The sequence below is a fragment of the Pseudovibrio japonicus genome (genome assembly GCF_014651595.1).
Lineage (GTDB): Bacteria > Pseudomonadota > Alphaproteobacteria > Rhizobiales > Stappiaceae > Pseudovibrio > Pseudovibrio japonicus.
On record NZ_BMXE01000004.1, the window covers coordinates 260,242 to 284,227 of the forward strand.

23 protein-coding genes are annotated in these 23,986 nt (G+C 50.8%); 12 read left to right on the top strand and 11 right to left on the bottom strand.

Translation table 11 applies throughout. From position 1 onward, the window contains the following. Positions 1 to 78: 78 nt before the first annotated feature. On the bottom strand, positions 79 to 348 hold the full coding sequence (locus tag IE076_RS12825; protein ID WP_054666183.1) for an FtsB family cell division protein: 270 nt from the start codon (positions 346 to 348) through the stop codon (positions 79 to 81). A 278-nt stretch (positions 349 to 626) separates the two neighbouring features. Here IE076_RS12825 and IE076_RS12830 point away from each other — a divergent pair, with 278 nt between their 5' ends. The 5 genes from IE076_RS12830 to IE076_RS12850 all read left to right on the top strand — a co-directional run bounded on the left by IE076_RS12830 (position 627) and on the right by IE076_RS12850 (position 5,704). Next, entirely contained in the window at positions 627 to 998 is a 372-nt protein-coding gene (locus tag IE076_RS12830) for a hypothetical protein (protein ID WP_189437190.1), read from the top strand. A gap of 128 nt (positions 999 to 1,126) precedes the next feature. Then, positions 1,127 to 2,077 carry a phosphoribosylaminoimidazolesuccinocarboxamide synthase gene (locus tag IE076_RS12835; RefSeq protein ID WP_209009118.1) on the top strand — a complete coding sequence of 317 codons (951 nt, stop codon included), beginning with the start codon at positions 1,127 to 1,129 and terminating at the stop codon, positions 2,075 to 2,077. A gap of 790 nt (positions 2,078 to 2,867) precedes the next feature. After that, a complete protein-coding gene (locus IE076_RS12840) occupies positions 2,868 to 3,170 on the top strand; it encodes a hypothetical protein (RefSeq protein ID WP_189437192.1) in 303 nt (100 codons plus the stop codon). 848 nt (positions 3,171 to 4,018) lie between these two features. Further along, positions 4,019 to 4,909, top strand: coding sequence for a hypothetical protein (locus IE076_RS12845; protein ID WP_189437193.1), 891 nt, complete (start codon positions 4,019 to 4,021; stop codon positions 4,907 to 4,909). 153 nt (positions 4,910 to 5,062) lie between these two features. Beyond that, positions 5,063 to 5,704 (top strand): imm11 family protein, encoded by a 642-nt coding sequence (locus IE076_RS12850; protein WP_189437194.1) that lies wholly within the window; start codon positions 5,063 to 5,065, stop codon positions 5,702 to 5,704. Between the two features lie 92 nt (positions 5,705 to 5,796). On the opposite strand, the gene IE076_RS12855 is transcribed toward IE076_RS12850, so the two are convergent. Next, positions 5,797 to 6,714: a DMT family transporter gene (locus IE076_RS12855; RefSeq protein ID WP_189437195.1), complete on the bottom strand. Its 918-nt coding sequence runs from the start codon at positions 6,712 to 6,714 to the stop codon at positions 5,797 to 5,799. Positions 6,715 to 6,831: 117 nt separating this feature from the next. Between IE076_RS12855 and IE076_RS12860 the strand changes: the two genes are divergently transcribed. After that, entirely contained in the window at positions 6,832 to 7,668 is an 837-nt protein-coding gene (locus IE076_RS12860; RefSeq protein WP_189437196.1) for a helix-turn-helix transcriptional regulator, read from the top strand. A 188-nt stretch (positions 7,669 to 7,856) separates the two neighbouring features. Here IE076_RS12860 and mfd read toward each other — a convergent pair whose 3' ends face one another. Together mfd and IE076_RS12870 are read right to left on the bottom strand one after the other, a co-directional pair. Further along, positions 7,857 to 11,345: a transcription-repair coupling factor gene (gene mfd / locus IE076_RS12865; protein WP_189437442.1), complete on the bottom strand. Its 3,489-nt coding sequence runs from the start codon at positions 11,343 to 11,345 to the stop codon at positions 7,857 to 7,859. Between the two features lie 82 nt (positions 11,346 to 11,427). After that, the gene (locus tag IE076_RS12870; protein WP_244649666.1) at positions 11,428 to 11,733 is read right to left on the bottom strand and encodes an FAD assembly factor SdhE; all 306 of its coding nucleotides are present in this window, start codon (positions 11,731 to 11,733) and stop codon (positions 11,428 to 11,430) included. A gap of 72 nt (positions 11,734 to 11,805) precedes the next feature. Between IE076_RS12870 and recG the strand changes: the two genes are divergently transcribed. Then, on the top strand, positions 11,806 to 14,013 hold the full coding sequence (gene recG, locus IE076_RS12875) for an ATP-dependent DNA helicase RecG (protein WP_371871507.1): 2,208 nt from the start codon (positions 11,806 to 11,808) through the stop codon (positions 14,011 to 14,013). Position 14,014: 1 nt separating this feature from the next. On the opposite strand, the gene IE076_RS12880 is transcribed toward recG, so the two are convergent. Further along, the gene (locus tag IE076_RS12880; protein WP_189437199.1) at positions 14,015 to 14,764 is read right to left on the bottom strand and encodes a DUF502 domain-containing protein; all 750 of its coding nucleotides are present in this window, start codon (positions 14,762 to 14,764) and stop codon (positions 14,015 to 14,017) included. 261 nt (positions 14,765 to 15,025) lie between these two features. Between IE076_RS12880 and IE076_RS12885 the strand changes: the two genes are divergently transcribed. The 3 genes from IE076_RS12885 to IE076_RS22695 all read left to right on the top strand — a co-directional run bounded on the left by IE076_RS12885 (position 15,026) and on the right by IE076_RS22695 (position 16,901). After that, positions 15,026 to 15,397 carry a YbaN family protein gene (locus IE076_RS12885; RefSeq protein WP_308936434.1) on the top strand — a complete coding sequence of 124 codons (372 nt, stop codon included), beginning with the start codon at positions 15,026 to 15,028 and terminating at the stop codon, positions 15,395 to 15,397. A gap of 723 nt (positions 15,398 to 16,120) precedes the next feature. Then, the gene (locus IE076_RS22690; protein ID WP_209009079.1) at positions 16,121 to 16,273 is read left to right on the top strand and encodes a hypothetical protein; all 153 of its coding nucleotides are present in this window, start codon (positions 16,121 to 16,123) and stop codon (positions 16,271 to 16,273) included. A gap of 442 nt (positions 16,274 to 16,715) precedes the next feature. Next, positions 16,716 to 16,901 carry a hypothetical protein gene (locus IE076_RS22695; protein WP_209009080.1) on the top strand — a complete coding sequence of 62 codons (186 nt, stop codon included), beginning with the start codon at positions 16,716 to 16,718 and terminating at the stop codon, positions 16,899 to 16,901. 30 nt (positions 16,902 to 16,931) lie between these two features. On the opposite strand, the gene IE076_RS23000 is transcribed toward IE076_RS22695, so the two are convergent. Next, positions 16,932 to 17,054: a hypothetical protein gene (locus tag IE076_RS23000; RefSeq protein WP_280514301.1), complete on the bottom strand. Its 123-nt coding sequence runs from the start codon at positions 17,052 to 17,054 to the stop codon at positions 16,932 to 16,934. Here IE076_RS23000 and IE076_RS12895 point away from each other — a divergent pair. Continuing rightward, positions 17,040 to 17,786: an enoyl-CoA hydratase/isomerase family protein gene (locus IE076_RS12895; RefSeq protein WP_244649679.1), complete on the top strand. Its 747-nt coding sequence runs from the start codon at positions 17,040 to 17,042 to the stop codon at positions 17,784 to 17,786. The two genes, IE076_RS23000 and IE076_RS12895, sit on opposite strands and share 15 nt — an antisense overlap. Positions 17,787 to 17,865: 79 nt before the next feature. Here the strand turns inward: IE076_RS12895 and IE076_RS12900 are convergent, their stop codons facing one another. From IE076_RS12900 to ugpB, 4 genes are read right to left on the bottom strand one after another with little or no spacing between them, the layout of a single operon-like run. Continuing rightward, positions 17,866 to 18,957, bottom strand: coding sequence for a sn-glycerol-3-phosphate import ATP-binding protein UgpC (locus IE076_RS12900; RefSeq protein WP_189437201.1), 1,092 nt, complete (start codon positions 18,955 to 18,957; stop codon positions 17,866 to 17,868). 2 nt (positions 18,958 to 18,959) lie between these two features. Beyond that, a complete protein-coding gene (gene ugpE, locus IE076_RS12905; RefSeq protein WP_189437444.1) occupies positions 18,960 to 19,796 on the bottom strand; it encodes a sn-glycerol-3-phosphate ABC transporter permease UgpE in 837 nt (278 codons plus the stop codon). Between the two features lie 20 nt (positions 19,797 to 19,816). Beyond that, positions 19,817 to 20,698, bottom strand: a complete 882-nt coding sequence (gene ugpA, locus IE076_RS12910; protein ID WP_189437202.1) for a sn-glycerol-3-phosphate ABC transporter permease UgpA — start codon at positions 20,696 to 20,698, stop codon at positions 19,817 to 19,819. A gap of 56 nt (positions 20,699 to 20,754) precedes the next feature. Continuing rightward, a complete protein-coding gene (ugpB, locus tag IE076_RS12915; RefSeq protein WP_189437203.1) occupies positions 20,755 to 22,068 on the bottom strand; it encodes a sn-glycerol-3-phosphate ABC transporter substrate-binding protein UgpB in 1,314 nt (437 codons plus the stop codon). Between the two features lie 443 nt (positions 22,069 to 22,511). Between ugpB and IE076_RS12920 the strand changes: the two genes are divergently transcribed. Next, entirely contained in the window at positions 22,512 to 23,117 is a 606-nt protein-coding gene (locus IE076_RS12920) for an ANTAR domain-containing response regulator (RefSeq protein WP_189437204.1), read from the top strand. Positions 23,118 to 23,127: 10 nt separating this feature from the next. Here IE076_RS12920 and IE076_RS12925 read toward each other — a convergent pair whose 3' ends face one another. Beyond that, complete coding sequence (locus IE076_RS12925) at positions 23,128 to 23,745, bottom strand: histidine phosphatase family protein (protein WP_189437205.1); 618 nt, start codon at positions 23,743 to 23,745, stop codon at positions 23,128 to 23,130. Between the last annotated feature and the right edge of the window lie 241 nt (positions 23,746 to 23,986).

The following is a 23,986-nucleotide window of genomic DNA, read 5'->3' on the forward strand; positions in this document are numbered from 1 at the left end:
TATTGTATTTTTAAACTTAACCTAATTTAGGTTAAGTTGTAGAAATTAACCTACATCGGGTTAATGCACGCTGATGTTTCAGCGACGCATGATTGCAACTTCATTCACATGCGCCAGATTCAGGGAGGCGCGGGCGCGCTCATCCACCATGTCCGGGTCAAGGCTTTCCGGGTCAAGTAACATGACACGGCGTTGTAATTGCAAGCGTTCTTCCCGCAGTTCATGAAGCTCCAGTTCAAGCGCAAGAATTTCATGCTCAATCTGTGGTCGCCCCACAAGTCCCAGCTTACCGTTGAGCGCGTGAAATGCAAAGTAGCAAAGCGCCCCAATGGCAATTCCTGGCACCACGAGATTTTTCAGATAGGAGTGTTTTCGCTGACGTGTAGTTGCTCGCACGGACTGACCTACTCATTACAAAAATGGTCACATGCCAAAACTATTTCACAACGCCCTTAACCAACAGTTTCCACGCAGAACGAAAATCGGTTTTCTCTGCTAATTTTTTGAAAATCAGATTAATTTGCCCACACCGCTGTTGATCCAACGATTGTGCCGTTGACTTAAACGAGTGCCAAAGAGAGCATGCTGAATCAGAGGATTCAGGAGATTGAGGGGCTGCTATACCGATGAAACTGAGCGGAACTTTCTTGGTAGCAATTGCGCTCGTCCTGTACGCAGCTATCGTTATTCGCCTGCCGGAGGCACCAAAGGAATGCAATCCAAACCCGACTGATGAGGACATAAGGCAAGTCTTGCTAGCTGAAATGAATGCTCGAAGCATTGACGTGGAGAATTTGTTGCCAACTGAAGGTTCGAATTTGCATGCAGGTGACATGACTATTCGACCAGCAGATCATGACCCCAATGACAACTCAAACTCTGAGTACAATTTGTCAAAATTTGAGGTCCAGTTCACCCATACAGACTTTGAATTCTGGGCACTAATTGATGCGTGTGGGAACGCGCTTATGGCCGGACGCGGTAGATATCGATATTAGAACCTCGCCCTCTCTTTCTGCCATGCAAAAACTCTTGCAACCTAAGGCAACCGTGATAGTACAGCTGCATCAACATATGAGGGATACTTTTTATGCAGCACAGTATCAATGAAGCCAAAGACTTGAGCATGGTTCTAACCGACGCAAAATATCCTGAGCTGCCAGGGTTTCGCAGTAACAAGGTTCGCGATACCTACCAATTGCCAGGCGGCAAACGTCTATTGATCTCCACCGATCGCCAATCTGCATTCGACCAGATTCTGGCCGCCGTTCCGTACAAAGGTCAGGTACTCACTCAGGTAGCGCGCTACTGGTTTGACCAGACGCAGGACATCTGCCCTAACCACGTCATCAGCTACCCGGACCCGAACGTTGTGCTGGTTAAAGACCTCAACATGCTTCCAGTAGAGGTCGTGGTCAGAGGCTATCTGACAGGCTCCACAAACACCAGTATCTGGCCAATGTATGAGCAAGGTCAGCGTGAAGTTTACGGCCACAAACTCCCAGATGGCCTGAAGAAAAATCAGAAACTTCCCAAACTCCTCATAACCCCGACCACAAAGCCCGTGGATGGAGGGCACGACGCCCCGATCACAGAAGAGGAAATCCTTCAAAGCCAGCTCGTAAAACCAGAGCACTGGCATGAGATCGTGGAAAAAAGTCTGGCACTCTTTACCCGTGGACAAGAGCTAGCCGCTCAAAAGGGCCTCATCCTGGTCGACACAAAATATGAGTTCGGTCTGGATGAAAACGGAACAGTTGTAATAGCCGACGAAATCCACACACCAGATTCCAGCCGCTATTGGATTGCCGGGAGCTATCAGGAGCGTCTCGATGCAGGAAAAGAGCCCGAAAGCCTCGATAAGGAATTCTTACGCTTGTGGGTGGCCGGCCAATGTGACCCTTACAAGGACCCAATTCCAGAAATTCCTGAGGAGACACTGCTGGAATTCAGCAATAAATACATCTCCCTCTTTGAAAAAGTGACGGGCCAGACTTTTGAGAAACCCGACCAATCCATCTCCGTCCACGACCGCATCCACAACGCCCTAGCCAAGGCATTGCCGGAGTATTTTTAAGGTCCAAACTCATACCCCAATGGTGACGGGAACTCTAAATGCAATCTGGCAAAACAGGATGTTCAGCTCACCAACATCGATCCTCCGGCAATGCACTTATGCCGGAGGAGTCCTCTAACGAAATAGTAGGGGCTCAACCCGTGGGGTCTTTTCACCTGGAACCGGGAGCAGCATTTTCCCGCGAGAGAATACTCGACAACATTTAGTCCAATAAGGGAGAAAACCACCCTTAACCGCGCGTTTCAAGTGTCTAAGTCCAACGCATTTTGTGGCGTTATGCTGAAGAAAAGAAAGTGTATAAGCATCACCCCAAAGCCATAAAATTACTCATCAATTCCACTTAGCCGCCTTAAGAGCGCAGCCTTGTATAGATGAACCGTCTAATACGGATGCCTAATACATTAGCCTAGCTAATATACATTCTTAAGAATAACTCACCACTATAAAATACAAGGGAAGCAAGCACTTATCATGTCAGCAGCCTTCACTGATTGTTTGTTGTGCAATCATAATATTTGCTAAATGCCGCTTACTCTGCTGGCATCCCTCAAGATTTCCGTCAACTATTGAGATTAGCTGGAAAGCTCGGACAAGAAATAATTTGCCCATTTAGATGAAATTTTATTATCTTATACAGGTGAAATCGATTTCCTTTTGTGATGCGTTAATTTTGTGAGGTCATCAATACCTGCTCACTTGCAAATATGAAGGGCCTCACAGCGTTACCCCGCATCCCAGGCTGTATCTTAGTATGCATCGGTCAAACTTAGATCCAACTAAGGAGCAAATCATGTTAGAAGTTCTGGTCGGTCTGGTTGCCCTCTTACTACTCCTAATCCTCAAAGAACTGAGGGGAATTCATAGCGTTGTTGGCAATGCGATCACCTATGGACCGGGGAATGCAATCTATCAGATCAACAGCGGCATAGCAGACCTAGCCGGAACTGAGCATTTGGACACAGAGCCAGACCCTACAGGCTCCGTACGACAGCTTTCTGAACAGATGCAGAAAACCAATGATCTACTCACAAACATTGAGAGCCAAATGTCCCCGGCCCCCTATCACTCACGCATTGACACTGACTCCTATTAAAATGAAGCCAGTCTGGCTGGCACAAAAACCGTACCGCGCACGTGTTGCCTATCGAAGCTATGAAGGCTGCAGCTTGTTCTGCCAACGAAATAGCTACGCCAAACTCCAGCCGCTATTGGATTGCTGAGAGCTATCGGGACAGCTTCATTTCAGGAAAATATCCGGTGCCGCCTCTCCGAAAACCGGATCGCTCCCTGCCCACGCCGGCATCCGCAATGCACTATAGACAAGCCAATGCCAGAATACTTTTAGGGTCCATGCTTGCAGCCAACAACAGATCGTAGTCATCAAAAGAAACTCGGGTGATCCACTCGTTAAAATTCAGTCACATGCCAAAACTATTTCATAACGCGTTAAACCAAGAGCTTCCACGCAAATCAGATTTGTTTTTCTATGCCATTTACGAGAACCAGGTCTATAGGTACAGACGAGTGCGAATTTGGTTGTGGTGTTTTGATTGGTACGAGTACCAAGGTGAGTCCACTGGATAAGGGGCTTAAGGAAATTATAAAGAAGGTTTACCGCTGACGTCGGAGTACTGGCACAGCAAGTGACACAGAAAAGACTAGCGCGCGCTTAGGCCGATCCCTCAGAATAGAAAACAAAACACTGAACTTAGGTAAGCTACCTATCCTCACTATCAATAACGTATAATTTCGCGAGTTTCACATGCAAATATTGAAATTATAATATTCAATAGTACTCACTCATACTCCAGATTCTTAGCAAATCACGGATAAGAACTCACACCAATTTCGTTTGAAATGAGAGACACATTAGTAAATATCACTAAATTACAATCACATCCATAATCTACTACCGGATAAATAGGTTTCTAGGGGGCATTCTTGTATAATAAAGCTGTAATTCATCTAGGTGCTCACAAGACAGGTACGACTCATTTACAGTTAGCTTTAGAGAAGAACCGAGAACTATTAACAAGTAAGGGCATCACCTACCCAACCAGATCAACGTTCTCGGCTCAGTTTACGATTAGATTTCGTACGGCTGTTCGGCTCAACGCTTTCGATAGCAAAACTTTCCTCCCGTTCTTTCACGACGTGATTGGTAGCAAATCAACCTGCTCGAGCGGCATTATCCTCTCCGATGAGGAGTTATTGGGATCACCCGATTTAGCAGCAACTAAAACGCTATACCCCCGTGCTAATGCACATGTATCGTCCCTGTCAGAGCTTATTTCTGCAGAACAAAGATTATGGATTTTAACCATCAGAAGCATAGCAGATTTTATCGCGTCAACCTATATTCAAAGATTTAAAGTCTGGAGGCCCATTTCTGTAGAAGAGTATCTTTCAAGGTTGGATATACACAATATTAGCTGGCTCAAAGTTGTGCAAGGTATCCTTGCGAGCATTCCTTCTGGAGACGTTTTGGAGGTATTTAATTACTCAGGCCTAGAGACGAACAACACTATTTTCGACCGTCTGGCCATGCACTTCGAACTTCTTGATGTAGACAGAGAGATGCCAAGTACGACACCTAATCAAGGCTATAGCAGCACTGGGCTTAAAATTATTTCAGGATTAGCGCCAATTGTGAGTGATAACGGCCAAAGAATGGCAATCAGAAGGTTTGTTGAAAAAGAGTTTAGCAGAAGCCCTAACGATTCGTTTAATTTATTGCCTGAGAAACTAAAAGACAGATTTCAAGCCGCAACGGTCGCTGACATTAAACAGATTAAAGCTATCAGCGATCCGCGCCTTAGAGTCTGCTTTTAGTAAAACCAAGCGACCTTCTCCCATTAAAATTGGTTTCAAATATCTGGGCGAGTAAGGAGCTATGTTCGGGGCACTGCAAGGGCATCTTAGGATGTTTTGACTCTATATTCTTCTCTTCAGATTATAGTTTCAGAAAAGGAAGCATTTCTTTCTATGCAAGTTTTTGAAATTGATCGTGATTATGAATCTGAGCATAGGGTAAAGGGTCTTTGGTCACCAGACCATACCAAAGAGTCAGCTCACAAGTTAGACGCCTGGAATCCTGGTTTTAATCTTGTTTTTGACGCGACTGGGAAGGTCGCCCCTGATGATATTAACCGTTTCAGGGAGAGCTGGTTGGTTATAACTGTAAAAGACCTTGTAGATTTTGATGCCATTGGTGTCTTCTCACAACATCAGCGTTCCATGCCAGCAATCAATGCTGCAATGAAAAAAGCTTTTGAACATGTTGCACCTAACGCAGCCCAATTTATCGAGACTGATAAGGTTTGGGCGGAATACCAGGATCGCCAGGTTCCAGGTGGTCCGTTCTATGTAACTAATCTTCTCGTTTCGCAGGATTCGTGGGATTCCGACGCGATGGAAATCAGCAAAATGACGAGAAAAGATGGCTCTTCATTTGAGCTGGTAGAGGGAGCTAAGCGGGCTGTTCGCAGCTCCTCCCTGACCGATAACCCTATCTGGCGGGAAAGCCGTACAGGTCATGTGTTGTGTACGGATGTAATGAAAGAGGCGCTCCAAGCAGCAGGTTGCCGTGGGTGGTATTTCCGACCCGTTACCGTAACTGATCAGTGACCAGAAATGATCTCCCGCCCATCCAAAACCAGCAACATCTAACGACGACGACCAGCAGAGCCCAGACCGGAGCTCTGCTGGCTCTCCAGATGCTATTTGACGCCCAATCGCCCCCCCACACCTTTCAAAAAGCTGGAAGCATTGCCCTCACCTATTCTGGAGAACATGATCAGGTTCCCGAACAGGATGAGAGAGACACCGGTGACGGCAGGGAGCGTCCATCCATACCCTTCGACAACTGTTGAAAGAAGCAAGGCAACAACGGGAAAGAGCACCGTCGCATACCCGGCTTTTGCCGATCCGATGCGGGCCACAAGCAGCAGGTAGGTGGTAAAGCCAATGACACTTGAAAACGCTGCAAGATAAATAAGGGCAGCCACATAAGAAACTGTCGTTGGCAGAACCACCTCATTACCGGTAACCGCAATAAGCACCAGTATGATGAGCGCGCCAATGCCCATGCCCCAGCCATTGGCCGTAACGGTACTGATACCCAGACTCGTATTCTTCCGCGAAACCATGGTGCCCAAAGAAAAGAAGTAGGTGCCAAGCATAGCCCACCCCACACCCCAAAGCGTGCTGGCGTCAAAGGAAAGCGCCAGACTTTGCCAGAAAATGAAAATGAGGCCACTCACACCGAAGAACCCGGCAACAACAACGCGCTTTGTGATCGTCTCGCCATAGAAAAAGCGGGCATTCACAGCATTGAAGATGGAGGCAAGAGAGAAGATCACCGAAACCAGTCCTGAAGGAATGAGCGCAGTTGCATTATAAAACGCCACAAAATTCAAACTAAACAGGCAGAGCGCTTGCAACACCACATAGCGCCATGTGCTCGGCAGACTTAAGCGCCTGAGCACCACCAATCCAGCAAGCATCAGGACGGCAGCCATCGCAAACCGATAGAAAATGGAGGTTAGGATAGGCACCTCCCCAATTTGCCAGGCGATCGCCAGCCAGCTCGTACCCCAGAGGAGAACGGTGGCAATAAATAGGAATGCGGTATTCATAATGTCGTATCTCCTTGACCTTGAGATACGCCCGGCCTCCTGTTCCTTCTTGCATAATCTTGCGGTTTAATCGCGTCCGACCTTTTTCTGCCCTTCAATCCGATATATTCTGTCTGCATGAAACAGACTGTCACAGATGTCCTTGAAGCCTCCTCCGGAGCACATGCCACCGCGCGGCTGGACCTAGGTGCCGGGCAAACGGTAATTCTCTGGGAAAACCGTGGAGACCGGATTTTCTACGATCATCCAGACGGGCACACGTTCAGCTTTTATCTTAAGGGCGGCACTGGAACCCGCCGTCTTGATATTGGTGGAGCAATAGGCCACCCCGGAGCAGTCTGCGTCATGCCAGCAAACCAAAGCTCCGACTGGGAAATCACCTCAAGTTTCCAATTTGTCCATTTTCACGTGCCCGACGCCACGCTGCGCGCAAGCTACGCGCATATTCATGACCGCGACGCGCGTCTACTGGAAGTTCGGGAAAGCACATTTGCCGATCAACCCGAAATCGCCGCCCCCATGTTTCAAATGGCCGTCGCAGCACAACAAGGCGACCGCCTCGCCGCAGAAGTTGCCCTCTCAACGCTCGTTGCTCATTTGCCGGAAGAAAAACTCATCCTGAAAGGCGGGCTTTCTCCTCAGCAACTACGCAGAACAGATGAGTGGATCTCTGCAAACATAAGCGGGTCAATTCTTCTAGCCGATCTTGCCAACACAGCAGGACTGTCAGAATTTCATTTCCAGCGCATGTTCACCCTGTCGCGCGGCGTATCCCCCCATAAGTGGGTAATAAACAAGCGCATCGAGTGCGCAAAAGATCAGCTAAAGGGATCACAAACCATCGCCCACATTGCAAGCGCCTGCGGCTTCTCATGTCAAAGCCACTTGACCCGCGCCTTCAAAGCAGAAGTCGGGACCACTCCGGCACAGTACCGTGCTCAGGTGTCCGGTTAGCCGCTTACGCACCTTTCACTCAGCACGCCCGCCCCACACATTCTCAGATGACCGTCTCCCGCATATCTAAGGCGCTTTACCTGCAAAGCAACGCAACAGAGGCGTAAAAAACGCAAATCAACGCACATAACAACGCAAAACCGGGGGCCCAATTGGATCCCCAGCAATAAGCGTACGATGACAAAGACTTAGGCGTTTGCAGCCAGTTTGGTCAGCTTGGACAGCACCGCAGCTGTTCCTTTCAAGCGATCATCCGCTGTTGGCCAGTCACGGGTCAGCACCACCTTCTGATCAGGCCTGATCTTGGCGAGGATAGTTTGCTCGGCAATGTAAGAGACCAGCCCCGCCGGATTGCTGAATTCGCCATTGCGGAAGGCAATCACTATGCCCTTCGGCCCAGCGTCAATCTTTTCAACATTCGCTTTGCGGCACAGCCCCTTGATATAAACGATCTTCAGAAGGTGTTGAACTTCCTCAGGAAGTGGCCCGAAGCGGTCAATCATCTCCGCCCCAAACCCGTCAATATCTGAAAGTTCCATCAGGTCTGCCAGACGTCGATAAAGCTCAAGCCGCAACTGCAGGTCCGGCACATACGTATCGGGGATAAGTACCGGCGTTCCAATCGCAATCTGCGGCGACCACTGATCTTCCTGGAAGTCCTCACCGCCTGACTTCAGCTGAGCCACCGCCTCCTCCAGCATCTGCTGGTAGAGCTCAAAACCCACCTCTTTAATATGCCCGGACTGCTCTTCACCAAGCAAGTTACCCGCCCCGCGAATGTCCAGATCATGCGAGGCAAGCTGGAAACCTGCACCCAAATTCTCTAGGCTTTGCAATACCTTAAGGCGACGCTCGGCGGTAGGCGTAAGGGTCTTGTTGGCAGGCACTGTAAACAAAGCGTAGGCCCGAGTCTTAGATCGACCCACACGGCCACGGATCTGATAAAGCTGCGCAAGACCAAACATGTCCGAGCGGTGCACAATCAAAGTGTTGGCGTTTGGTATGTCCAGTCCAGATTCCACAATAGTGGTCGCCAAAAGCACATCAAACTTCCCCTCATAAAAGGCATTCATGATGTCATCCAGCTCACCGGCAGGCATTTGCCCGTGAGCAGAAACCACTTTAACTTCAGGCACATTCTCTTCCAGAAAGGCCCTCACCTCCGCTAGATCAGAAACACGCGGACACACATAAAAGCTCTGCCCCCCACGATAATGCTCACGTAAAAGGCTTTCGCGGATAACCATCGGATCAAACGGGGATATGAACGAACGCACAGCCAACCGATCTACCGGCGGCGTCGCAATAAGGGAAAGCTCCCGAACCCCTGTTAGCGCCAATTGCAAAGTGCGCGGAATCGGTGTCGCAGAAAGGGTCAAAACGTGAACATCACTTTTCAGCTCTTTCAACCGTTCTTTATGCTTTACCCCAAAATGCTGTTCCTCATCGATAATGAGAAGACCCAAGTCCCTGAAACCAATAGCTTTACCAAGCAACGCATGCGTACCGATCACCACATCAACGGCCCCCTCTTTCAGGCCCTTCTTGGTTTCTGAAAGCTCCTTACCGGGGACAAGCCGCGACGCCTGACGCACTTCAATAGGCAATCCATTAAAGCGATCCGCAAACGTCCTGTAGTGCTGACGCGCCAACAAAGTCGTGGGCACAACAACCGCCACCTGCCTCCCTGACATCGCCGCCAAATACGCTGCTCTTAGAGCTACTTCCGTCTTACCAAAGCCCACATCACCGCAAATGAGCCGATCCATCGGACGACCGGATGCCATATCGTCAAACACAGACTCGATGGCGCTCATCTGGTCATCGGTCTCGTCATAAACAAACCGGGCAGAGAATTCGTCATAAGCCCCTTCAGGCGCTGTAATCGCCGGAGCGGTTCGTAAAGCACGTTCAGCAGCAATCTTGATCAAGCCATCGGCAATCTCAAGAATACGCTTTTTCATCTTAGCTTTACGGGCCTGCCACGCCCCGCCGCCAAGCTTATCTAATTGAACTTCCTGATCTTCCGAGCCATAGCGTGTCAGCAGCTCAATGTTCTCTACCGGAAGGTAAAGCTTGTCCGAACCCGCATATTGCAGCTCAAGACAATCATGGGGCGCCCCAACCGCCTCAATGGTCTTAAGCCCAATAAAGCGCCCAATACCATGTTCAACATGAACAACCAGATCACCCGGAGAAAGCGCCGAGGCTTCTGTAAGAATGTTCGCGCCCTTGGACTTACGCCGACGCTGACGCACCAGACGATCACCGAGGATATCTTGTTCACCGATGAAGGCCAGATCATCAATCTCAAAGCCGTGCTCAAGCCCAAGCAGGATCAAGGTCGTCAGCCCAGCGGGCACTTTTTTCAACTCAGCAGAGTTACCCGCATACCCCGTTCGGTCCAGTCCATGATCAGCAAGCACCTGCGCCAAACGCTCGCGGGAACCCTCACTCCAGCAGGAAAGCACCGCCCTCTTCCCATCTTTGGAAAGTGCCTCCACGTGGGTAGACAGAGCGTCAAAGATGTTTACGTCACCAGCAGCACGCTCAGCTGCAAAGTTACGCCCCTGGCGACCACCCATATCGATAGCGGTCTTACCTGTACCCGGAGGCATGGCAAACGGGGATAACTGCGCAGAGGCCCTGTCAGCAATGAAGCTCCCGAACTCCGGCTCCTGAAGATACAAGGCGACCGGCGGAACTGGCTTATATGGCACCCCTGATGAAAGCGCCTTGTTGTTTAAGCCGTCCTGGCGCGCCCCGTAGTGTTCCTCAACCTGCTCCAGCCGTTCCTTGATCATGTCCTCTGTATTGGCATCCAGTAAAACCGGCGTTTCACCAATGTAATCAAACAGGGTAGCAAGATTATCGTGGAACAGCGGTAGCCAGTGCTCCATCCCCGCATAACGGCGCCCTTCACTGATGGACTGATAAAGAACATCATCCGGCCCAGCGGCCCCAAAGGTGGTCACGTAATTCCGGCGGAAGCGAGAGATTGTCTCAGGTTCAAGAATGATCTCGCTCATGGGGACAAGTGTTAGCCCCTTCTTCTGAGCGAGCGTCATTTGCCTATCCGTATCAAACGAGCGAATGGACTCAAGCGTATCCCCGAAGAAATCCAGACGAACCGGCTCTTTGGTTGCCGGAGAAAACAAATCAATGATCCCGCCGCGCACCGCATATTCGCCGGTTTCGCGCACGGTTGGCGTTCGGGCAAACCCGTTCACTTCCAACCACTTAATGATCTTGTCCGGATTAATGCGATTGCCCGGCTTAAACGAGAGAATATGGTTGGCTGCCCAGTCCCGAACCGGCATCCGCTGCAAAGCCGCATTGACCGTAGTGATCAACACGAACTTCTTTTTCTTTGGCAGCCCCTTCGCCAGTCGCAGTAAAGTCAGCAATCTGCGCGCAACAATCGCTCCATGCGGCGAAACACGGTCATACGGCAAACAATCCCATGCCGGAAGCTGAAGCACTTCCACATCAGGCGCAAAGAACCCCAGAGCCTCGGTCAGCGCCGCCATGCGCGTTGCATCACGGGCAACATAAGTCAGCGCAAGGCCGCCCTCCTGGACTTCTGCAAGTATCTTTGAAAGCACGTAAGCTTCCGCTCCATCTGGAACAGAGGCCAGCGTTATGTTTTCACTTTTCTTCAGCAAACTTTCAAACACGGACTGGGCAACCTTATTTCTTAAAATCATCAGCAGACAAAACAAAGGCATCTGATTGCGCCCAACCAGATGCCTTAAAACATTAGCTTCCGCTCTTATCCTTGTAGTAGTTCAGGATCTTACGGAAGAGCTCTGTGTTGGCTTCATCAGGGACCGGTTTCGTTCCAATAAACCATGAAAACAGGTCCTGATCGTGGTGCTGCAAAAACACCTCCAGCTCATCCAACTCACCATCAGACATCTGGGCAATATGCTTTTCAACGTATCCACCGAGCATAATGTCCATTTCTTTCATACCGCGATGGTGACAGCGGAAAACTATGCGCTTTCTCCGGTTATCTAGCTCCATGTTCTCGTTTTGATCCTCGCTCTGCGCACTATGATCCATCGTCATTCCCCTAGACGGTCGCTTATGCCTGTCACTATCTGCAGTTAGATAGGGCCAAATCGTTTCGCCTGTATACAACCCTTATTTTCATCTGTCAGTGTTTTCTTAAGGGCGTTGCACAAATCACAGGAACATGGCACAGATCAGTCTACCTGTTCCCGTTATGGTCTATATGGTATGCGCCCTACTCGCCTTGATCCTCTTTTCGCCTCCGTTACCAAACTTCCCGGTATCGGACCCAAGATTGCCAAGACCATAACGAGCCTGCTCGTCGGCAGCCCGGACCGCGAAGCCCGCATTGCCGATCTTCTCTTCCACGTTCCCGTCAACGTCATCGATCGACGCTTACGCCCAGGTGTTGCTGGCTCTCCTGAAGGGGAAATCGTAACCCTCAACCTCCATATCGATCAACACCGTGCGCCCCCACGTGGTAGCCGCGCGCCCTATAAGGTTCTGGCACATGACGAGACCGGCTCAATCGAGCTGGTGTTCTTCCACGCCCGTGGCGACTACCTTCAGCGCGTGCTGCCAGTCGGCGAAAAACGCATCGTCTCAGGCAAAGTTGAATGGTTCAACGATCGCGCGCAGATGGTCCACCCCGACCATATGGTCTCAGAGGAAGAAGCCGAGGCACTGCCGCTTGTAGAGCCCGTCTACCCCATGACAGCAGGCCTTGCCTCCAAAACCCTTCAACGGGCCATGGGAACAGCGCTTGAGTTCCTGCCGCAAATGCCAGAATGGCAGGACCGGCCCTTTATCGAGCAACGCGGCTTCCCGCCATTTGATGTGGCGCTGCGCTCCATTCACAAACCAGAGGATGCCAGAGATCTGGCTCCAGAGGGCAAAGCCCGCGCGCGACTAGCCTATGACGAGTTTCTGGCTAACCAGCTCGCGCTGGCACTGGTACGCAACTCACTGCGCCATTTGGGAGGTAAATCCCGTAAAGGCGATGGCTCCCTGCGCCGCAAGATCCTAGCAGCCCTACCGTTTGAACTCACAGGCGGTCAGGAAGAAGCACTAAAAGAGATTTTCGCAGACCTCGAAGAGCCCTCCCGCATGCTGCGCCTTCTACAAGGCGATGTAGGCTCCGGTAAGACCGTCGTTGGGCTCATGGCGATGGCAGCAGTCATTGAGACGGGCGGACAAGCCGCCATGATGGCGCCAACCGACATTCTCGCCCGCCAGCACTGCGCCTCCATGAAACCACTGTGTGAGGCTGCGGGCATTCGCATGGCCGTCCTTTCCGGCAAAGACACAGCCAAAACCAAGCGCGAGATTGGCGAAGCGCTGGAAGCAGGTGACATCGACCTGATCGTCGGCACGCACGCTTTGTTCCAGTCCACCGTCAACTTCAAAGACCTCGGCATCACCATCGTGGATGAACAGCACCGCTTCGGCGTCCACCAACGTCTTGCGCTGTCCTCCAAGGGCGCCAACGTGGATGTGCTTGTGATGACAGCAACCCCGATCCCGCGCACGCTGGTGCTTTCTTACTTCGGCGACATGGACGTCTCCCGTCTAACCGATAAACCCAAGGGGCGTCAGGAGATCAAAACAGTCTCCATATCCCTGGACCGCATTGGAGAAGTTGTTGACCGTCTCAAGGCCATGATCGCCCAAGGCCAGAAGATCTACTGGGTGTGTCCGCTGGTAGAGGAATCTGAAAAGATCGACCTTGCTGCCGCTGAAGAGCGTTTCAACGACCTTCGAAACGCGCTTGGCCCCGTCGTTTCTCTCGTGCATGGCCGTCAGAAGCCGGAGGAAAAGCAGGCAGCCATGGAGGCCTTCAAGAATGGTGATACCCGCGTTCTTGTGGCAACCACTGTCATTGAGGTGGGTGTTGATGTTCCCGATGCTACAATCATCGTCATCGAACATGCAGAACGTTTCGGTCTTGCCCAGCTACACCAGCTTCGGGGACGCGTTGGCCGTGGAAGCCTCGCTTCCTCCTGCCTGCTGCTCTTTAAAGCACCACTCACTGAAACCGCGGCCGCGCGCCTGAATATCCTCCGCCAGACCAACGACGGATTTCTCATTGCAGAAGAGGATTTGCGCCTGCGCGGTGAGGGGGAACTTCTGGGCACCCGTCAATCCGGCTCACCGGGCTTCAGACTAGCATCCATCGAGGATCATGCTGATTTGATGGAAATCGCGCGCGACGACGCCAAGCTCATTTTGGCGACAGACCCTGACCTTAAATCAGAAAGAGGCGACGCCTTGCGCCACCTCTTGTATCTCTTTGGCAGAGATGAAGCCATCAAACTGCTAAGGGCTGGCTGATCTAGTCAGCTGCCACGGTTTGGTGACTACCTTCTTTATTACCTGCCTTCTTCCGCTGATGCTCCTCAACAGCCTGCTTGTCCTCGCCTTCCAGAAGCGCTGGGTACTCAGGGCTGACAAGGCCTGCTGAAATAACCAGCTTGGCCGCGTCCTCAACACTCATGGAAAGCTCTATGATGTCCTCACGCGGCACAAACAGCAAAAAGCCGGAGGTCGGGTTTGGCGTGGTAGGCAAAAAGACAGAAACCGTATCCGCCTCATTTGCAAGATGCGCGGCGACCTCACCCTTTGTGTCTGTCGCAAGAAACACAAGCGCCCACAAACCCTCTCGCGGATATTCAATCAAACCGGCCTTGGTAAAATTGCGCCCGCTGTCATTCAAAACAGTCTCAAAAATCTGCTTGAGCGCTGCATAAAGGTTACGCACCAACGGCATGCGGCCAAGAATGGACTCGCCCACACTAACGAGCGACCGGCCCGCAATGTTCGCCGTCAGGAAGCCGATAATTGTAATCGCCACCAACGCAGCAAACAAACCAAAGCCTGGCACTTCCACCGGCAGGTAAGTGTCAGGATTATAGATAGACGGCAGGAAGGGCTTCACCCATCCATCAATCAGTTGAATAAGCGACCAACTCAGATAAAGGGTGATACCCACCGGCCCCGTAATCACAAGGCCAGTAAAAAAATAGTTCCGCAACCGCGTCATAAAACCAACGCGCTTTGGTTTTCTATCCCCGTCAGATCCCATCGGCCAATCTTTCTTATCTCGGGAACCAACCGCATTCAGTCTGCGGCAAGGTGTAGGTATATCCGTACATCTTTACGAACTAGTGTATTTTGTAGGTATTGCAAGTTCCCCTTGAAAAAGAACTCACGCTTCTCATGTAAGCAGGTGGATATGTTATCCATGGCCGCCGATTAACGTGCCAGTAGCCAAACTCTTACTATTGTCAGCACTTACCAACGCGGCGTATAAGGCATATTATGCTTGCCGGACATGGAGCACCCTGTGAAGAAGCTACTCTACCTAACGCTTGGTTTAGCCCTTGTGGCCACAGGGATCGTTGGCATCTTTTTACCACTACTGCCGACGACCATTTTCTTTATCCTTGCAGCGGGCTGCTTTGCAAAGTCCAACCCGCGTCTGGAAAACTGGATACTAACACATCCCAAGATTGGCCCAAACGTAATCCAGTGGCAAGAACATAAGATCATCCCGAAAAAAGCAAAACTCTTCGCCTTCACAGGCTTGGCCTTCGGCTATTTGATGTTCCTGAAAATGTCACAACCAGCCCTACCGCTCGCGCTCACCGTAGCCCTCATCATGTGCGCCATAGCCACCTACATAGCCACCCGCCCCTCCAAGCCAGCAGCAGCCTGAAAAGGCTGGTCTATTCCTCTGCAAGCTCATCAAAAAAATGCTCAGCATTAGGCCATCCTGCCAAATATATGTGGGAGAGCAAAAATGCATCATAGTAAGCGTCAGCTGTAGTGGTTTCCAGAGTATCCGATTACTCCACTACAGCAGCCCGACTAAACCATCACATCTCCCGGTCACATATTTGCGAAATCATTCAATCAGAAAATTTACAAAATCCGCACCTTTGGTGAGAGAATGTTCGTTTTTGGGAATCTGAGCGAATGAGCGTTGTCGCCGGCACCTTCGTAGCTCGGCAACACCCCATTAAGCGGGACTACGGAAGGTCTGTACGAATACTCCCGGCAGTGTTGCACGCTTTTGGTTAAGATCATCATCAACAATCAGCTGTCTAGTCACCTCACTGCGATCGAAAGCAGAAACTGCTCCTGGAGGAACCTTTAACATTCGAAATCACCATCGGATGATTGAGACAGGCGCCACAAATAGTCCTGACAGAAAATCACTGTAAGTGTTTTTTAATCAGGTAACGGATCACTAACGCCAAGTCCATTTTGGCTTTCAGCCTAGCCTCGCACAACTGCGATGCTATCTGACAAAACTTCAAGATCTAGTTGTGAACCATCTCGCCTAGAAATTAAGCCATAATCCAACGGATATTCAAACAGCGCCAAAATGGCGGGTAACTGTTCCGCTGACTAAAACCCCACTCCAGGAACCTTTATTATGACCAAGACAAATCTTATCACAGGCTCAACTGACGATATTGACCTTTTGGTGGCAAAGAATTGGCTGGAGAAGGTCAGACGATTCTACTGCATGGCTGCAACAAGCAGAATCTCCTGGTCGCAGAAGAAGAAATCAGCGAAAACACAATGACTTACAGCGCTGACCTATCCGATCTGGAAAATATGACAAAGTTGGCCACTGCGATTACCAAAGACATCAAGGACTCAATGGACTCATCAACAATGCCGGTGTCATCAAACTCCCAAATCCGTTAACGATGACGGTTTCGGTTTGCGCATTATAGTCAATATGGTTGCCCCTTACTTTTTGACATAAATACTCTTTCCATCGATCCCAGCTGATGGCCGGATAGTTAATCTGGCACCTGCTGCGCAAACGCCTGTTAACCTCAATATCTTCATTGGTGGGGTTCGATTAACTGATAATGAAGCCTATGCCCAAAGCAAACTAGCACTAACAATGTGGTCAATGCAGCTTGCCGCGACGCTTGGAAGCGGCATGCCATCCATCATTGCAGTAAACCCGGCGTCGGTTCTGGCAAGCAAGATGGTAATGGACGCCTATGGTGTTGATGGCAGTAATTTATGTGTGGGGGCTCAACATCCTTATCCGCACCGCTCTGAGTGATGAGTTCGCACATGCATCAGGTCGCCACTATGACAACGATCAGGGGCGGTTCGCTACACCTCATTCCGACGCACTGGACGCCAATGAGAATAAGAAACTGGTCGAAGCGATTGAGAGAATACTCGGCTAAGCTGGGAAGCAAGATGTTCAAATACGTAGCTCATTGCAGACGATACCACGAGATGTTGGCCATCTGAACAGCCTTGCCATGCGGCTGGAGCACGATTGGGAAGTCAAAGTTGTCATCTTCCAGTCCGCAAATCCAGACATCTGGGTCTGTCAATATGACACCGAGTTGCAGAAAGATATGTCGAAGGAAGCGGTTTCTCGCGATGATGCGGAGTTCCTCGATCTTCAATCTGTCTGCGAACGTATCAGCAAGGTACCTCAGGCGACCATCGCCAAGCTCGAAGGCTTTGCGCGTTGTAGCGGTCATGAACTCGCCTTTGCTCTAGATATGCAGTTTGACGCCCGTGGCAAGTTCATGCAAATAGAAGTCGGCATGGGCATTCTACCTTGTGGCGGTGGTGCATCACGCATGGCTAGACAAACCGGACTGGGTCGTGCGTTTGAGATTATCCTTTGCGCACGTGAATTTGATGCAGATGAAGCGGAATTCTTAGGCACCATCTACAAAACACTGGAAGCGGACGAGATAAGTGAATATGTCGATAGCCTCGCCAAACGTATTGCCCAGTTTCCCACAGATACAATAAATGCGTGCAAGCAAATAGTCTACCAACCCATTGATAAACCGATTGGTGAAGCCCTAAAGGCGGAGGCCTATTGGCTATATCAAGCGACCAGCAAAACACCCGCAAACAAGCGTTTCACCATTGCGGATGAACAAGGCTTAGAACACGACATTGAAAACCAACGCAACTGGAATGAACACAAGCTTACGAGTAAACACCTCTTTCTTCAGTTCACCCGATTTGTTTATAAGCTAACAATAACAAATAGTATCGCAGGAATGTTTGATAAATCTGCGCAACGCTTATGTTTAAATATTTGATATCAGGCGACGGCCCTACTGAAGCAATCGTCTCACGTCATGCCACTTCCCGGCACGAACCCGCATGGTTCAGCTATCCTTAGAGAATAAACTCTGAATCGGCATCCTCGGGCATTTCAGCCGGTATGCGCAGGCCGGTGTTTGCATCGAAGACGTGAGACTGGCCGGGTTGCACCGAAAAGCTCATTGTTTTGTTGGTTTCAAGTAGGGAATGCACGCCCGGCAGGCTGACGGTGAAGGTATCTGGGTGTCCTTGCAATTTGCCGTGAAGCAGCGTGTTCGCGCCTAAGGGTTCCGTCATCAGTACATTCACTCTCAGGGGGCCGTTTTCATCAGGTGTCATGTGCTCTGGTCGAACACCGAACTTAACGGGGCCATTCGCGTGCGCAGAATTTTCAATCGCGGTGCCGTCTATCATTACTTTGCCGTTTTCGATCTGGGCATCGATAATGTTCATGGCGGGGCTGCCAATGAATTGCGCCGCAAAGAGCGTGCGAGGTGTTTCGTAGACCTCAAGGGGCGAACCGATCTGTTCTGCCACACCGCCGTTCATGACGATCATTCGATCTGCCATGGTCATCGCCTCTACCTGATCGTGCGTGACATAAAGCGAAGTGATCCCCAGCTTGGCCTGCAACTCCCTGATCTCTAACCGCATTTGGACACGCAGTTTGGCATCAAGATTGCTGAGCGGTTCGTCGAACAGGAAAACAGCGGGCTCGCGCACGATGGCACGGCCCATCGCGACACGCTGTCGTTGACCACCTGACAACTGCCTTGGCTTGCGGTCAAGGAGGGGTTCGAGCTGCAACAGGCGCGCAGCCTCTTCCACCTTTGCGTTTATCTCCGCCTTTGGCAGTTTGGCGATCTTCAGCCCGTAGCCCATGTTCTGACGCACTGACATATGCGGGTAAAGCGCATAGTTTTGAAACACCATCGCGATATCGCGGTCCATCGGCTCTTTGTCGTTGGCGCGTATGCCACCGATCAACACATCGCCTGCACTCACTGTTTCCAAGCCCGCCACCATACGCAGTAAGGTGGATTTTCCGCAGCCAGAAGGGCCGACGATGACAATGAATTCGCCATCTGCAATTTCTACGTCGATGCCGTGAATAACCTCTGTGGACCCAAAGCTCTTCTTTACGCCCTGAAGTGTGACTGTTGCCATTTCTATTTCTCGCTATCTACAAGGCCACGGATGAAGAGGCGCTGCATACCAACAACGACGATCACTGGCGGGATCATCGCAAGGATAGACGTTGCCATGATTGTAGGCCAATGGGCAAAGTCATCACCGCTGGGGAACATCTGTTTAATGCCCATGACTATTGTGTTCATCTCTGGGTCTGTGGTGATTAGAAGCGGCCAGAGATACTGATTCCAGCCATAGATGAAGAGGATGACAAAAAGGGCCGCTATGTTTGTCCGGCTCATGGGTACAACAATATCCCAGAAGAACCGCATGGGACGCGCACCATCTACACGGGCGGCTTCGGCCAGCTCATCGGGGATGGTGAGGAAGAACTGGCGGAACAGGAAGGTCGCAGTGGCCGATGCAATCAGCGGAAAGATCAGACCTGAGTAGCTGTTGAGCATCCCGAACCCGGCAACCACCTCAAACGTTGGTACAATCCGAACCTCGACAGGCAGCATCAGCGTCAGGAAGATCATCCAAAAGAAGAAATTGCGCCCGAGAAAGCGAAAATAGACAATCGCAAACGCCGACAGAAGCGAGATTATGATCTTGCCCACTGCGATGCCAACGGCCATGACGAGTGAATTGAACAACATCGTCGCGACGGGCACGTTTACCCCCGAAAAGAGGGCGTTCTTGTAATTGACCCAAAACTGATCCCCGGGCCAGACCGGCATTGGCGGCTGGATAATGTCTTGCTGCGCCACCGTCGAGGCAACAAAGGCCAGCCAGATTGGGAAGAAGATCACCAGCACGCCAATGATCATAAATACATGCGTCAGCCACAGGCCCGCACCGCGTTTTTCCACCATGCCCTGTATTGCGCGTTCCATCAGTAATGCACCCGTTTTTCGATGAACTTGAACTGGATCACAGTGAGCAGCCCGACGACAAGCAGCAAAATCACCGATTGCGCCGATGACGAACCGAGGTCCTGACCGACGAACCCATCAGCGTAGACTTTGTAGACCAGTATGGTGGTGGATTGCTGCGGCCCGCCAGCGGTGATCGTATGGATCACACCGAAGGTCTCGAAGAAGGCGTAGACAACGTTGACGACCAGCAGAAAAAACGTCGTGGGTGATAAAAGCGGTAGCACGATGGTGAAGAACCGCCGCCAGAAGCGTGCTCCATCAATCGCCGCTGCCTCAATGACCGAGCGTGGCACTGCCTGCAAAGCAGCAAAGAAGAACAGGAAGTTATAGCTGATCCGCCCCCATGAGGAGGCCACGACAACGAGCCCCATCGCTTCGCCTCCATTCAGAACATAGTTCCAGTCATACCCCAGAGTGCCCAAATACCATGAGATGATGCCAACACGCGTGTTGAACATGAAGAGCCAAAGAACCCCTGCGACTGCCGGGGCCACTGCGTAGGGCCAGATCAGCAGAGTACGATAAACGCCGGATCCTTTAATCAGACGGTCAGCAAGGACGGCCAGAAAGAGCGCCGGGACCATCGAACACAAGGTAACAAGGACTGAGAAAACCGCCGTGGTGACAAAGGACGCGCGGTAGAAAGGATCACTCAGCAGGAACGTGAAGTTATCTATTCCCACGAATCTGGCTGATAGGCCAAAGGGGTCCTGAATGAACAATGACTGCCAGATTGCCTGACCTGCCGGATAGAAAAAGAAGACTGCCGAGATAACAACCTGTGGCAAAATCAACAATAAGGGCAGCATCCAGCCCCTAAAGGTGACGCGCTTTTCCATATCTGTCCCCCGTCAGAAAACGGGCAGGCCAAGAAAAGGCCCACCCGATCAGTCTTTTAGTTATTTGCAGTTTCAAAGCGTCGCAGCAACGTGTCGCCTCGCTCTTTAGCGCTGTCCATGGCCTCTTGCGCGGACTTGTCACCCGCCCAAATCGCCTCCAGCTCTTCGTCAATGATCCCGCGGATCTGGTCAAAAGACCCAAGACGCAGACCTTTGGAATTGGCCGTAGGCTCTTTGGCGGTCATCTGGATCACCGCAATATCAGTACCGGGGTTTTCATCATAAAAACCTGCGGCACGAGTCGCCTCACCCGCTTCCGCAGTGATCGGAAGATAGCCAGTGTCCTGATGCCACTTGGCCTGCACGTCCGAGGAGGACAAATAAGCGAGGAACTCACCTACGCCTTTGTATTCCTCTGCATCATGGCCTTCGAGCACCCAGAGCGAGGCTCCACCGATGATGGTGTTTTGCGGTGCGTTGCCAACGCCGTCCCAGTAGGGCAGCGGGCGCACATCAAAATCGAACTCCGCTTCAGCCTTGATTCCTGCATATCCCGCAGAGCTTTCAGTGAAGAGAGCGCATTCACCCGAGCGAAAGTTTGCCCCGCCCTCGTTGCGGCGCCCCGTGTAGATGAACTTGCCATCTCTGGCCCACTCGCCCATCGCACTCAGATGCTTAACTTGTGCCTCACCATTCAACATTAGCTCGGTATCAAGTCCGGCAAATCCGTTATGTTTCGATGCAAAAGGTACGTCGTGATAGGCCGAGAAGTTTTCAAGATGAATCCAGCTTTGCCATGCAGTAACGAGCGGGCACTCCTCGCCACCTGCCTTCAAGGCCGTCAGGGTTTCACCCACTTTTTGCCAGGTAGAAAGGTCTGTGTCCGGGTCTACGCCAGCTGCCTCGAAGGCATCGCGGTTTACCCAAAGAACGGGCGTGGACGAGTTAAATGGCAGCGAGAGCATTTCGCCATCCGTCGACGTGTAATAGCCTTTTACCGATCCAATATAGGCATTGGGATCAAAGGTGGCTCCACTTTCAGCCATGACTTCATAGACTGGCTTAGTCGCCCCTTTAGCAGACATCATCGTGGCCGTGCCAACTTCAAACACCATCAAGATGTGCGGTTGTTCGCGCGCGCGGAACCCCGCTATGCCAGCATTCAAAGTTTCAGAATAGTTGCCCTTGTGGCTTTCAACGACAACGTAGTCGCTTTGGCTATTGTTGAATTCCTCAACCTGAGCCTTCACCAGTTCACCAAGGCGTCCGGTGAATGCATGCCAGAATTGCACTTCAGTTTCAGCGTACGCAGCCAACGGTGACAACACTGTTGCCGACGCCAGTAGCGCTCCAATCAGTGACTTCCTCATAATTCCCCCCTATCAAAACAACCAGCTTTCCTCAGCAGCTCTACTTGCGGTTGCTCATCTTAGGAGTTCAACAATACGTTCTTATGACTGCTTTGCAAGAGATAGAACAATTACTTCAGATAGCATGTCGACGAGAAGAGTGAAGTACATCTTGCTGACCGGGCCTTTGGACTGCTACACATCATGATTGCTGACACTTTAGAGTTCATCTCGGCCCACATGGTTTTTGCTGCAGCATTGGGAAATAACGTTCTAGGCAACCAGCGCCTGAGTTGCAGTTTGCAACAGAATCCAGCCTCGTCATATAATTGTGACCAATTGCCGGGTTTGAGACAATCCGTATGCAGATGCTCGGAATATGGGCAGGAGATTTTGCTTATCTGCTAGGAAATCGGTCAAGCGGTTGATTGAGAGCCCCTGCAGTTCATGAGAGCCTTGTTCTCATGGTTACAGATGATCTAGAAATTTTGCTGGTTGACGCAAACGAAGCAAGCACCGCAGTTATAGAAGCTGGCTTGCATGCGGCGGGTTTAAACCGCGTGACTGTCGCGAGTGACCTTAATGGCATCGGCCGGGTCATTGAGCGCGCGCGACCGGATGTGATTGTGATCGACCTTGGCAATCCACAACGTGACACACTTGAGAGCGTTTTTCAGCTCACTAGATCCGCTAAGCGGCCGATTGCCATGTTTGTAGATCAGTCAGATCAAAGTGACATCGAGGCCGCCATTGATGCAGGTGTTTCCGCCTACGTGGTGAATGGCCTGCGCCAAGATCGCGTAAAGCCCCTGCTGGATCTAGCCATCCATCGCTTCAACGCGACCACAAAGCTTGAACGGGAGTTGGAAGACGCGCGAAACGAGTTGACCGACAGAAAGATCATTGACCGTGCTAAGGGAATCCTGATCGAGACACAGAGTATTCCGGAAGCCAAGGCCTACGCCTTGCTACGGCAAACAGCCATGAACCAAAACCAGACAATTGCTGAGGTAGCAAAGAGCATTATCACAACCTCCAGCCTCTTGAATCTGGAGAAGGTGCGTTCGTAAAACACTCCATTCAGGCAAGGTGGCTCACATCATTCAATTTCACTACTCTTGCGGACCCATCTTCATCGCGTTTCAAATGTGTAATACTGCATGGCCTGATATCGTACATGATATTTTGCAAGTGAGTATCGTCTGACAGACCAAGCCACCAATTGATCATGCAGATTATTGAGTTAGCGTGACTAACAATCAGGATTTTCTCAGCCTCAATTCTCGTCAGATCCTCCATGAAACGCTCTATTCGGGAATATAGCATTCTCCAACTCTCTCCCTTATTATACGGGATCCAGTCGAGAATTGGTTGAGTTGGAGGGTTCCAGACTTTCTGAGCCTCCTCTTTTGTAAGGCCCTTTGCCACCCCGTTGTTCAGTTCACGTAGTTGCGGTGTCTGGACAAATTCATTTCCAGTCTCTTCCGCAACCCATTCAGTTGTTTGTATTGCCCGCTTCAGATCACTTGAAAAGATCGGGATCGGGCGAAACTCAACGTACCGCGGTAGAAATGAGGCAGTTTGCTTTGCTTGGCGAATACCGTGAGGTGTTAGTGCGGAATCGGTCCAACCTCCAACAACTCCCTCCAGATGGTGTTCACTTTCTGCGTGTCTTAAAAGAATTAGTTCATTCAACATTTTCCTCCCGCGAGTGTCTAACGTCCACTCAATGGAATGTGCACTTTGTAAAACTGCTTATCATTGAGCCTTGATGGATGCGTACTCTTTGGCCAGTTCATTGAATCACATCCCAGTTGGTTTACCCGACCCTTTATACCAGCCTGACATCTACATTGCAGGATTAGACCCTTCTCCCGCCCAGCGTCCAGTTTCAAGACTGAGGCTTTCCTGGCTGATAGGAGTCGCCCTTACGTGCAGT

Bases quoted from the DNA above. Each gene is read 5' to 3' on its own strand.
- IE076_RS12830 (WP_189437190.1), top strand. From the start codon at position 627: ATGAAACTGAGCGGAACTTTCTTGGTAGCAATTGCGCTCGTCCTGTAC.
- IE076_RS12835 (WP_209009118.1), top strand. From the start codon at position 1,127: ATGGTTCTAACCGACGCAAAATATCCTGAGCTGCCAGGGTTTCGCAGT.
- IE076_RS12840 (WP_189437192.1), top strand. From the start codon at position 2,868: ATGTTAGAAGTTCTGGTCGGTCTGGTTGCCCTCTTACTACTCCTAATC.
- IE076_RS12850 (WP_189437194.1), top strand. From the start codon at position 5,063: ATGCAAGTTTTTGAAATTGATCGTGATTATGAATCTGAGCATAGGGTA.
- IE076_RS12855 (WP_189437195.1), bottom strand. From the start codon at position 6,714: ATGAATACCGCATTCCTATTTATTGCCACCGTTCTCCTCTGGGGTACG.
- IE076_RS12860 (WP_189437196.1), top strand. From the start codon at position 6,832: ATGAAACAGACTGTCACAGATGTCCTTGAAGCCTCCTCCGGAGCACAT.
- IE076_RS12870 (WP_244649666.1), bottom strand. From the start codon at position 11,733: ATGGATCATAGTGCGCAGAGCGAGGATCAAAACGAGAACATGGAGCTA.
- IE076_RS12880 (WP_189437199.1), bottom strand. From the start codon at position 14,764: ATGGGATCTGACGGGGATAGAAAACCAAAGCGCGTTGGTTTTATGACG.
- IE076_RS22690 (WP_209009079.1), top strand. From the start codon at position 16,121: ATGACCAAGACAAATCTTATCACAGGCTCAACTGACGATATTGACCTT.
- IE076_RS22695 (WP_209009080.1), top strand. From the start codon at position 16,716: ATGGCAGTAATTTATGTGTGGGGGCTCAACATCCTTATCCGCACCGCT.
- IE076_RS12900 (WP_189437201.1), bottom strand. From the start codon at position 18,957: ATGGCAACAGTCACACTTCAGGGCGTAAAGAAGAGCTTTGGGTCCACA.
- ugpE (WP_189437444.1), bottom strand. From the start codon at position 19,796: ATGGTGGAAAAACGCGGTGCGGGCCTGTGGCTGACGCATGTATTTATG.
- ugpA (WP_189437202.1), bottom strand. From the start codon at position 20,698: ATGGAAAAGCGCGTCACCTTTAGGGGCTGGATGCTGCCCTTATTGTTG.
- ugpB (WP_189437203.1), bottom strand. From the start codon at position 22,068: ATGAGGAAGTCACTGATTGGAGCGCTACTGGCGTCGGCAACAGTGTTG.
- IE076_RS12920 (WP_189437204.1), top strand. From the start codon at position 22,512: ATGGTTACAGATGATCTAGAAATTTTGCTGGTTGACGCAAACGAAGCA.
- IE076_RS12925 (WP_189437205.1), bottom strand. From the start codon at position 23,745: ATGTTGAATGAACTAATTCTTTTAAGACACGCAGAAAGTGAACACCAT.